7 protein-coding genes and 1 pseudogene are annotated in these 11,637 nt (G+C 60.0%); 1 reads left to right on the forward strand and 7 read right to left on the reverse strand.

Annotated elements, in window-relative coordinates; translation table 11 throughout:
- From U5760_RS16585 to U5760_RS16615, 7 genes and pseudogenes are all read right to left on the reverse strand, one after another.
- Nucleotides 1–145 (reverse strand): DUF2827 family protein (locus U5760_RS16585; protein ID WP_322013589.1); only part of this gene is annotated, 145 nt, incomplete at its 3' end.
- A gap of 36 nt (nucleotides 146–181) precedes the next feature.
- Nucleotides 182–1,339 carry a DUF2827 domain-containing protein gene (locus U5760_RS16590; RefSeq protein WP_322013268.1) on the reverse strand — a complete coding sequence of 386 codons (1,158 nt, stop codon included), beginning with the start codon at nucleotides 1,337–1,339 and terminating at the stop codon, nucleotides 182–184.
- Nucleotides 1,336–2,493 carry a DUF2827 domain-containing protein gene (locus U5760_RS16595; protein WP_322013270.1) on the reverse strand — a complete coding sequence of 386 codons (1,158 nt, stop codon included), beginning with the start codon at nucleotides 2,491–2,493 and terminating at the stop codon, nucleotides 1,336–1,338. The genes U5760_RS16590 and U5760_RS16595 overlap by 4 nt, the downstream gene beginning before the upstream one ends.
- A gap of 73 nt (nucleotides 2,494–2,566) precedes the next feature.
- Nucleotides 2,567–3,541, reverse strand: a complete 975-nt coding sequence (locus U5760_RS16600; RefSeq protein WP_322013271.1) for a hypothetical protein — start codon at nucleotides 3,539–3,541, stop codon at nucleotides 2,567–2,569.
- A 193-nt stretch (nucleotides 3,542–3,734) separates the two neighbouring features.
- On the reverse strand, nucleotides 3,735–4,463 hold the full coding sequence (locus tag U5760_RS16605; RefSeq protein WP_322013272.1) for an OmpA family protein: 729 nt from the start codon (nucleotides 4,461–4,463) through the stop codon (nucleotides 3,735–3,737).
- Between the two features lie 116 nt (nucleotides 4,464–4,579).
- Entirely contained in the window at nucleotides 4,580–6,265 is a 1,686-nt protein-coding gene (locus U5760_RS16610) for a YadA family autotransporter adhesin (RefSeq protein WP_322013590.1), read from the reverse strand.
- 1,431 nt (nucleotides 6,266–7,696) lie between these two features.
- Nucleotides 7,697–11,185: pseudogene (locus U5760_RS16615) on the reverse strand (ESPR-type extended signal peptide-containing protein); the annotation flags it as partial.
- Here U5760_RS16615 and U5760_RS31665 point away from each other — a divergent pair.
- Nucleotides 11,184–11,549, forward strand: coding sequence for a hypothetical protein (locus U5760_RS31665; RefSeq protein WP_415914116.1), 366 nt, complete (start codon nucleotides 11,184–11,186; stop codon nucleotides 11,547–11,549). The pseudogene U5760_RS16615 and the gene U5760_RS31665 sit on opposite strands and share 2 nt — an antisense overlap.
- The last annotated feature ends 88 nt before the right edge of the window (nucleotides 11,550–11,637 follow it).

Below are 11,637 nucleotides of genomic sequence, written 5' to 3' on the forward strand. Positions count from 1 at the left end.
TGACCCGGGCCACACCGGGACACTGGGCGAGCGCAAGCGCAAGGTAGACGGCATTCTGCTTGATGCCGTTGTTCCACATGGTTTCGCCCGCGGCGTGCAGGCCGATCGTGATGCCGATCGTCAGTCCTTCTTGCGACGCATTCATGCCTGACACTCCATTGTCCTTATTCGCGGTGCCTGCTCAATTCGTATAGAGTGCAGCCAGCGCTTCGCTGTACGTCCGCACGTTCTCTTCGGACTCCGGGTCGAGCGTGCGCAGAAATGCGTTGGCCGTCGCGCGATAGGCGGCGAAGTTCTGATCGTGCTCGACGAAAGCCTGATTCATGACGCGCCCGCCTTCCTCGCAATCGAACTCGTGATAGCGATAACCGCAGTTGCCGATCAGATGCGAGTTGTGGATAAGCGGAAAGCCGCCATAGAGCGCTTCGTAATAGACGTAGTTCTGCGCGTTCTCCCAGTGGTGACTGACGATCACATCCACTTCGTGCGTCATGATCTCCGTGAACGGGAAGCGCCCTTCAAACGACGCGAGGCCATGCTTCACGATGTCCAGATGCTGTGCGAAGTTCCGGAAGCCCGGATGATCCTTCAAATGAATCGTGTTGTAAACGTTCACGTGATCCAGCAAGTCCGCATTTTCCCGATGCGCCATTTCGCAGACGAGCATGGGGATGAAGCTGGTCTTCACCATGCAAATGTTGGGCTCGAAGATGCCGGCGCGCCACCGGCGTTTCCAGGGCTGATATTCGAAACGCTCTCCCGGACGCAGGCGTGCCATCTCTCGCTCCAACACCAGCGGACTCCAAAGATGCGGCATCAAACGCACCGGCGCGCGAAAGGTCGATTCGAAGTACGGCTTGCAACTCACCTCGTATTCGGGCAAGGTCCAGATCTCATGATACGGGGCTCCGGTAATCAGCAACCCCTGCGGCCTGTCGAAGATCATCCGTTCAATATCGATTACGTAGTCGTTACCCACGCGCATCGAAACGATCTTGCCGCCTCGTTCGCGGAACGCCACCACCCAGTCCTTTGCGAGCTGGGCGCTCATTTCGATCATCACGTCCAGCTTCGCGGCCGCTTCGTTCATATCGATGATCGGCACCGGCGCGCCGGAAAGAAAGTCCTTCGCATTTTCCGGGGTCGCGTCCGATCCACCCACTACGAGATAGGTCTCGGATACCACCGGAGAGCGCATCAGCAGCATCACCAGAAACAGGCAGTTCTGGAAGATGCCGTTCTCCCACATCGATTGGCCGCCCCCCTTGCGCACGAATATCGACACGCCAACGCGCAGGCCCCGATTCGGAGGCAAGTGAGTTGCAGGTACGGTCGTCATGCGCGGCCTCCATCAGAAGAAAAAAACGAGGACCCACGGCACAGATGTTCGAGCCTCGACGCATATTGCGCAATGTTGGAGTCAGCCAGCGGATCCACCATCTGAAACAGAGACTGCGCGCGTGCCCGGTAATCCTCCAGTTCGGCGTCGTGGTGTTGGGCGGCGTGGCTCAGTTGCACGCCCCCCGCCCTGGCGTCGAAATCCGGGTAGTAATAACCTACGCCCTTGAGCCACGGCGAGTTGTGCACGAGCGGGTAATCGCCGTAGAGCGCATCCAGATAGCTGTAGTTCTGGTTATTTCCCCACTGATGGGCAACGACCGCATCGGCGTTTTGCACCATGAAGCCCACGATATCGTGACGCCCATGGAATACGGCGCGGTGCTGCTTCACGATGTCGAGCGAATTGGCCAGATGCAGCATGGTCGGGTGGTCCTTCATATGAAGCGTATTGAGGACATGCATGGTCTGAACACTATCGCGATTGCTGCGGTACGCCTCGTCGCAAACGAGCATAGGGATACTGCATGTTTTGACAACAGAAATATTCGGCTCGAAGATTGCGACACGCAACCCGGCCCGCGCGCCGTCCGCCGCAACTTGACGCGGGGCGTAGCCGTAGTGGTAACCAAGCTCGGCCACCTCGCGGCGCCGTGCCTCGAGAAAGCACGGATGCCAGATGAAAGGCACCTCATGCGTATCGCAGCGGTGAATTGCGCGCAGCATGGGGGCAAGAGTTGCATCCTTCGGCAAGTACCAGACTTCGTCGCAGCGATCGGGACGCAATGTGGTCGAAGCCTTGTTGAAAACGGCGCTCTCAGCGAGCGAAACAAAAGGCTGGCCGCAACAATGGAACACCACCTTGCGCCCCCGCGCACGCATCAGATCGAGCCATTGCGTGTCGAGCGCACCCGCCATTTCGATCACGACATCGACCTCATCTGTCGCATCGCGCGCAGACAGAATGCGCAGGCCCAGCGCTTCGAGATCGACCTGAGCCGGCATGGCGCCCTGGTCGCCGCAGTCGATCAGCACGACCGATCGAACGAACGGCACGCGCTGCAGCAATTGCGCCAGGAAGATCACATTCTGGCCCAGTCCGTTCGACCAGATGTTTTGAGATGCGTGCGTGAGCACTGTAATTCCGATTCGCATGGTAACGTCGCTTTCGGTCTGGTTGGATAGGAACGCACTACACGCCACCGTGGAACGTATTGCGCTGCTGCACTTATTGCCCGCTACCAGCGAACCGGTCAGGAATCTCGGTCAGCCTGCGCTGGGTGATGTGCTGCATCCAGTCATTGTAGATGACAGGGTTTTGCTGTTCGCGCGATGCCTGCACCTGTCGAAGCGCAGCAAGTTCGCTGGAAGTTGAATCCGCCGCTTCGGGCAAGTCATCGTCGCGCAACTCCGCCCTGTGAACCTGGGACCGCGCTTGAGCGATCCCATGAGTTTTCGATATGTGCGGTGCAGGCCGTTTTTTCTCGCTGACTCGATGAAGGGAACGGGATTCTTTGTGCGTCGACGAGCCCACTTGCTCCGCAGCCGTTGCGCTTTCACTCTGAGACGCGGATAGCTGCGCCGCTTCTGCCGCTTGGGTGTGCGAGGCATTGGGTTCACCAAGCGTCAAGACACCAGCCTGCGAAGTCGGCGCCCAATGATCAGGATCGATGCCCGGGTGGGTCACCGTCGAGCCACCCTTGTGCGGAGCCACCGGGGGAATCCACCGGTCCGCCTCGAACACGACAGCACTCACCAGAGCTACAGCCAGACCGAATACCACACTCCTCGAAGTTCTTCGGTGTCCGGCATTGGCGTATTGCGGGCGGCGCCTCGACGAATCAAACGCCGAAGCAGGAAGCGCCAACCCGGCTCGCAGCCCCTTCACCAGCGACCAGTTTCCATTGGTCCAAAGCCACGTGCCATACGGCGAACTTCGTGGCATGCGGCGGTAGGGAGAACTCGCCGATATCCAGCGTAACCAGATCGGGGACTCCTGCAGCGCCACACCGGTTGCCATTAGCGCGACCAGTCGCATGACACGCACGCCGGGGATGCCGGTATGAACGACCGCACTGGGCGAGATGGAAAACTCGAGTGCCCGAAGCAGCACGCGCACGCGAATCACCTCTCCCGGCGTCAGCGCATTGGCACCTGATCGCCAGTTCGCAGTCATCCAGCCCGATGAGGAGTGTGGCTTCATAGTTTCGCCGTGGCGCGCTCGTTAGCAAACAAACCGCTAACTTCGCTCCGAACCCTTAAGTTCCCGTTTGATTATCTACTGTTGACCTCTCATTGTGTTTCCCGTGCACGTCCGGTTTACCCGATGCGATCGCGAGGACCCTTTCAGCGCCTTGTGTTACGAAGACGCCGAAAGGTTATGTGAGGCTCAATGCCTAGCGGTCCGATGAGCTAATCTCAACGCGACGGTTCTGGGCACGACCTTCCGCCGTTACGTTGTCCGCCACCGGCTCGGCCTTACCATGACCGATCACAACGAACGACTGCGCTTGCAGGCCATTTTCGCGAAGATACTGGGCAACACGCTGTGCACGATCCGTCGACAACCGCATATTGAGCGCGTCTGAGCCACGAGAGTCCGTATAGCCGTCGATATGCACGACCTTAAGGGTCGCGCCGTGTGCGTCCGCCAGGATACGGTCCAACTTCTGGATCGCCGCCGGCCGCAAGGACGAACTGCCCGTTTCGAAGCTCGTATCGCCGGCGAGCGACACCCGCCGCAGGATAACCGGCGGCAGAGTCGGTGCGGGAGCCGGCGCTTCAACCGGCGCAGGTCGAGTGACTGCGACAGGTGCTTGCGGTACCGCGCACTGGAAGAGCATCACGCGCGTGTTGGGTTGGCCATCGGCTGTGCGACCGAGAGGTCCCGCATCCTGAATGGGATGAGCGTGATTGCCGTTCGCTCGTTCCGCACAAAATCTTTCAGCATGCTGACGGCACATCTCGCCGCCGCCGATCAGGCCATCGCAGGAGACCAGCCAGGCGGGTTGTCCATCGGCCAATTTCACGTCGCGAATCGAGTAGGTGATTCCAGACGATGCAGCACACCCTGCGAGTACCAGGAAGGTACTTAGGGTGGCCAGTATTGCAAATGCTTTTTTCATGAGTTGTTTACATTTCCGCGACGCCGCACTCGCGACGTCGCTTCGGTTGATCAAGCATGAAGCCGGGAAAAGCACCTTTCGTGCTCTTCCCGGCCGCCTTTAAGGCAAGTACCGGCTTACCACTGGTACGAAATACCGCCGCCGTACACGTTGCCCGAGCTGCTGATACTTGCACCGGCCTTCGCCTTCAGGTTTTCGGTGATACGCACCGACACCCCGATCGACGAAGCTGCATAGCCCTGGTACGAAGCACCGCCCACACCCACGGCGATCGTCTTGCCAGGATCGACGTCCGGGATCATGGCGAGCGCCGTAGCGGCTGCCACACCGGAGTACGCCTTGCGAGCGACGTCGTTGACGCTGGACTGGACACCCCACAGCTGGTTCATGTTGGCCGCGTCGGTACCGTTGATACCGGGCGCCACGTTCGTGATGCGACGCTCGTTACCCTGGCTGCCCACGGACACCGTGTTCGGATCCGATGCGATCGAACCCGCACCCAATGCAACCGAGTTGTTACCCGACGCGGTCGAGTTCGAACCGATGGCGGTCGAGTTGGTACCCGATGCCGTCGAGTTCTGCCCGAAGGTCGAAGAACCGTCGCCGGACGCAACCGAACCGGAACCGACCGCCGACGAGCCGTTACCCGATGCCGTCGAGTTCGCACCGAGCGACGTCGAGTTGTCGCCGCTTGCGTTGGCATTGCCGCCGTTTGCCGTCGAGTTGTCGCCGCTCGCCTTCGAGTTGCCACCCGTTGCCGTCGAGTTGTCACCGCTCGCCGTCGAGTTGCCACCCGTTGCCGTCGAGTTGTCACCGCTCGCCGTCGAGTTGCCACCCGTTGCCGTCGAGTTGTCACCGCTGGCCGTCGAGTTGCCACCCGTTGCCGTCGAGTTGTCGCCGCTGGCGTCAGCGCCGTCGCCCGTTACGGTCGAACCGTTGCCCGTGCCTTCGGAGTTGTTGACTTCCCCTGAACCAACACCGGTGCTGACACTCGTCGAAAGCGAGGCAACGTTGCTGTCGGTCGTGCTCAGACCCGTCGAGATCGAATCCACGCCCGTCGACAGCGACGCGACATTACCGTCGGTGGACGAGAGGCCAGTCGAAAGCGACGCGAGGTTGCTTGCAGTCGTCGAGAGTCCCACCGACACAGTGGTCGACAGACTGTTGATCGCCTGCGTGGCGGCGTACAGCTCCGAACCGTTGATCGCGTCCGTGCTCGTTTCGCTCACCTGACCGGCTGCGACGTTGGTGATCTGGCGAGTTGCGCCCGGGGCGCCCACGCTCACGACGGCGACCGGCGTCGACCCAGCGAACTGGAAGCTCTGACCGCCAATCGTCATGCCTGCAGTCGGGTTTGCCGCTGCGGTCACCGAACCTGCACCCAGTGCAACATCGCCCGGATTCGTTGCGCTCGCCATCGAACCCAGCGCCAGGCTGTTGGCACCGGCTGCGTTCGCCCCGTTTCCGAGTGCAACACCTGCACTGCCGGCAGCCGTTGCGCCCGTGCCAATCGCCACAGCGTTGATCCCGGTCGCACCGTCGTTCGCGTAATTGCCTTCCTGCGTACCTTCGTCGTTGATGCTGACGTAGTGCGACTGGCCCGCGTTCAGAGCGGTGGAGAGCGACTGCTGGATCTCGCTGGCCGTCGTCGAAAGACCCGTCGACAGCGAAGCAACATTGCTATTTGTCGTCGACAGACCCGTCGAGATCGAATCCACGCCCGTCGACAGCGAGGCAACATTGCTGTTCGTCGTCGAAAGGCCCGTCGAGATCGAGCCCACGCCCGTTGACAGCGAAGCCACGTTGCTATCGGTCGTCGAAAGGCCCGTCGAGATCGACGCGACGTTGCTGTCGGTCGTGCTCAAGCCAGTGGACAGCGATGCCACGTTGCTTTCAGTCGTGCTCAGACCCGTCGAGATCGAATCCACCCCCGTCGACAGCGAGGCAACATTGCTGTTCGTCGTGGAAAGGCCCGTCGAGATCGAATCCACGCCCGTCGACAGCGAAGCCACGTTGCTGTCTGTCGTCGACAGGCCCGTCGAGATCGACGCGACGTTGCTGTCGGTCGTGCTCAGGCCCGTGGACAGCGACGCCACGTTGCTGTCGGTCGTCGACAGACCCGTCGAGATCGATGCGACATTGCTGTCGGTCGTGCTCAGACCCGTGGACAACGATGCCACGTTGCTGTCTGTCGTCGACAGACCCGTCGAGATCGACGCGACATTGCTGTCGGTCGTGCTCAGGCCCGTGGACAACGATGCCACGTTGCTTTCAGTCGTGCTCAGACCCGTCGAGATCGAACCCACGCCCGTCGACAGCGAAGCAACATTACTGTCGGTCGTCGAAAGGCCGGTCGAGATCGATGCGACGTTGCTGTCGGTCGTGCTCAGGCCCGTGGACAACGATGCCACGTTGCTTTCGGTCGTGCTCAGCCCCGTAGAGATCGAACCCACACCCGTCGACAGCGAGGCAACATTGCTGTCGGTCGTCGAAAGGCCCGTCGAGATCGACGCGACGTTGCTATCGGTCGTGCTCAGGCCCGTGGACAACGATGCCACATTGCTTTCAGTCGTCGACAGACCCGTCGAGATCGAACCCACGCCCGTCGACAACGAGGCAACATTGCTGTCGGTCGTCGAAAGGCCCGTCGAGATCGACGCGACGTTGCTATCGGTCGTGCTCAGGCCCGTGGACAACGATGCCACGTTGCTTTCAGTCGTCGACAGACCCGTCGAGATCGAACCCACACCCGTCGACAGCGAGGCAACATTACTGTCGGTCGTCGAAAGGCCCGTCGAGATCGACGCCACATTGCTGTCGGTTGTGCTCAGGCCCGTGGACAACGATGCCACGTTGCTTTCAGTCGTCGACAACCCCGTCGAGATCGAACCCACGCCCGTCGACAGCGAGGCAACATTGCTGTCGGTCGTGCTCAGGCCCGTGGACAACGATGCCACGTTGCTTTCTGTCGTCGACAGACCCGTCGAGATCGAACCCACGCCCGTCGACAACGAGGCAACATTGCTGTCGGTCGTCGAAAGGCCGGTCGAAATCGACGCCACATTGCTGTCGGTTGTGCTCAGGCCCGTGGACAACGACGCCACATTGCTTTCAGTCGTCGACAGACCCGTCGAGATCGAACCCACGCCCGTCGACAACGAGGCAACATTGCTGTCGGTCGTCGAAAGACCGGTCGAGATCGAAGCGATACTCGATGAGGTCGACGTCGACAACGTGTACATCTGCGAACCGTTGACTGCGTCCGTGCTCGTCGCATTCACTGCGCCCTGCGATACATTAGTCAACGTGCGGGTCTGGCCGCTCGCGTTGGCAAAGTTCACGACGGAACCACCCGTGTTGGCGCCAACCGTGATCGCATTGCCGTTGCTCGGATCGATTCCACCGAACTGCTGCACGAGACCGGTCGTACCGTTTGCCATACCGTTAATCGTGCTCTGCGTCGTGCTCAACCCCGTGGACAGCGATACCACGTTGCTGTTGGTCGTGCTCATACCCGTCGACAGCGAAGCGATGCCGCTCGTGTTGGTGCTCACGCTGCTCGACAGATTCGCCACCGTGCTGTTCGTCGTCGACAAGCCCGTCGACATCGACGCCACATTGCTTTCGGCCGTGCTCAGACCCGTCGAGATCGAACCCACCCCCGTCGACAGCGAGGCCACGTTGCTGTTGGTCGTGCTCATACCCGTCGACAGCGAAGCGATACCGCTCGTATTCGTGCTCACGCTGCTCGAGAGATTCGCTACCGTGCTATCCGTCGTCGACAGACCCGTCGACATCGACGCCACATTGCTTTCGGCCGTGCTCAGACCCGTCGAGATCGAACCCACGCCCGTGGACAACGATGCCACGTTACTGTTGGTCGTGCTCATGCCCGTCGACAGCGAAGCGATACCGCTCGTGTTCGTGCTCACGCTGCTCGAAAGATTCGCCACCGTGCTGTTCGTCGTCGACAGACCCGTCGACATCGACGCCACATTGCTTTCGGCCGTGCTCAGACCCGTCGAGATCGAACCAACACCCGTGGACAGCGAGGCCACGTTGCTGTTGGTCGTGCTCATGCCCGTCGACAGCGAAGCGATGCCGCTCGTGTTCGTGCTCACGCTGCTCGAGAGATTCGCTACCGTGCTGTTCGTCGTCGACAGACCCGTCGACATCGATGCGATACCCGTGGAGGTCGAAGTCGACAGCGTGTACATCTGCGAACCGTTGACTGCGTCAGTGCTCGTCGCATTGATTTGTCCCGGCGCAACGCCTGTGAGGACACGCGAACCCGCAGTGCCAGTGAAATCCACCGTCGAACCGTTCGTGTTCTTGCCCACCGTCAGGTTCTGAGTGGTCGTATCCTGCTGCACCAGGCCAAGGCCGCCACTGTTCACCTGCGTGGTCAGCGCAGCGATGTCGTTTGCGTTTTGCGAGACATTCTGGTTCGTCTGGTAGAGCTGCGAGCCGTTGACTGCGTCGGTGCTCGACGCAGTCACTGCGCCCTGCGATACATTAGTCAACGTGCGGGTCTGACCGCTCGCGTTGGCAAAATTCACGACGGAACCACCCGTGTTCGCGCCAACGGTAATCGCATTGCCGTTGCTCGGGTCAATGCCACCGACTTGCTGCACGAGACCGGTCGTACCGTTCGAGATGCCACTGATCGCGCTTTGCGTCGTGCTCAACCCCGTGGACAGCGACGCCACATTGCTATTGGTCGTGCTCATGCCGCTCGACAGCGAGGCGACGCCGCTCGTGTTCGTGCTCACGCTGCTCGAAAGATTCGCTACCGTGCTGTTCGTCGTCGACAGGCCCGTCGAGATCGAGTCCACGCCCGTCGACAGTGACGCCACGTTGCTGTTGGTCGTGCTCATTCCAGTCGACAGCGAGGCGATGCCGCTCGTGTTCGTGCTCACGCTGCTCGAAAGATTCGCCACCGTGCTGTTCGTCGTCGACAGGCCCGTCGAGATCGAACCCACACCGGTGGACAGCGACGCCACGTTGCTTTCGGCCGTGCTCAGACCCGTCGAGATCGAGCCCACGCCCGTCGACAGCGATGCCACGTTGCTGTTGGTCGTGCTCATGCCCGTCGACAGCGAGGCAATGCCGCTCGTGTTCGTGCTCACGCTGCTCGACAGGTTCGCCACCGTGCTATTCGTCGTCGACAGACCCGTCGACACCGACGCCACATTGCTTTCAGCCGTGCTCAGACCCGTGGAAATCGAGCCCACTCCCGTCGACAGCGAAGCGATGCCGCTCGTGTTCGTGCTCACGCTGCTCGAAAGATTCGCCACCGTGCTATTCGTCGTCGACAGGCCCGTCGACACCGACGCCACATTGCTTTCAGCCGTGCTCAGGCCCGTGGAAATCGAGCCCATGCCCGTCGAAAGCGAAGCGATACCGCTCGTGTTCGTGCTCACGCTGCTCGACAGGTTCGCCACCGTATTTTCGGTTGTCGACAGACCCGTCGAGATCGAACCAACACCCGTCGACAGCGAGGAGATGCTGCTGTCGAACGTGTACATGCCCGTCGAAAGCGAGGCCACACTGCTGTTGAACGTGTTCATGCCGGTCGACAGCGACGCTGCGCCCGTCGAGAGCGACGCGATCGAACTGTTGGACGTCGAAGCCACCGCGTACAGTTCCGAGCCGTTGATAGCATCGGTACTGGTGGCCGAGATCTGGCCCGCTGCCACGTTTGTGATCTGGCGCTCGGCGCCTGCGGCGCCCACGCTAACCACGCTGGTCGGATTCGTACCCGCGAAGCCCGTGTAAGTGGTACCGCCGACGGCGGCGCTCGTGACAGCCTGCGCGGCAGACGTCGTAGCGTTCGAGCCCAGCGCAACGTCGTTGTCATTGACCGCATGCGCACCGCTGCCCAGCGCGAGCGAGGATGCGCCCGACGCCGTAGCGTTGTAACCCATCGCAGCCGCCTGGCTCGCGGTCGCGCTCGCTGCGACGCCGTCCGCCTGAGCGTACAGAGCCGTGGCGCCGTCGTTCAGCTGGTTGGCCATGCCAGTATCGCCATCATTCACCGAGTGGTAAAAGCCGCCCAGAGCAGCCTGATACAGCTCCTGACCATTGACAGCGTCAGTGCTGGTGCTGTTTATCGCTCCGTTGGCGACACCCGACAGCAGCACACCATTGCTGGCGTTCGACATCGCCATAACGTTTCCGCCTGCGCCGCCCGCCCGGAAAAAAATCTTACCTAAATCTCCGTCCACAACAAGCTGCGTGTTGTTCGCATTTAGGGCAGTCCAGTAACCGCCAGTACCCGTTGTTTCACCACCGGCCCAGCTCACAATTCTTCCGCCGCCCACAGCACAGTCATGTGTCGCAATTCCGCCCGCGCCATAGCCATTACCGCTGTATGTCTGATAAGCCGTGCCGTCGGCCGAACAAACGGAAGACCAGTTATCCGCCATGGCGTTTGGCGCATACACCAATCCTGCAACTCCTGCGCCAGTGAGTCCCATGAATGCCGTACTCGTGGCGACAAGCGATGCCAATTTTTTGCTTGAACCGCACTTACTGCACGCCTTTGCTAGTCCCGAGACGGCAATCCCGTTGACCGCCTCGCCAGCCGATTTTCCTGCTGCACTGGTGCCTTCCGACAAAACCGCACTGGTTTTGCTCTTCTTACGACCCGTCGCAGTTTCGGGGGCAGCAACCCACGTCTGTGACGTTTCATTCCAAAGTGTTCGATATGACTTGTTCATGAGGAATTCAATCCTGATACTATTTAAAAAAAACGATCCCGCTTTCAGAAAGGCGACTTCCGATTCGGAATATTCAGATGAAAATCCACTTCCACAATCATCGCCAATTGACTTCCATATAAATCAATTTAACAAATGTGAAAATAGAATTTATTTAACCCATCACATTCAAAAAATAAAAATACACAGCGCCCTCAAACCCGATGAAAGCGGTTCGATTTATCGTCTTTTGATATCCTCAGACGTATCCGAGAAACGAAATCAACACCCGCATCCTTCTGGATTTCTTTCACGTTCCAACGGAAGAAATTATGAAGATCGCAATCCTGCCAAGACATCTGACCAGTCAGAACGCAATGTCTGATTGGACTGAAATTCAAGAGACGGCAGGAGTTGAGAGTGGGTGGTTTCGGGGGGCGGCGGGTTAGAGAACTGGGCTATGGAGTGTTACC

This window comes from Paraburkholderia sp. J12 (assembly GCF_905220215.1).
Lineage (GTDB): Bacteria > Pseudomonadota > Gammaproteobacteria > Burkholderiales > Burkholderiaceae > Paraburkholderia.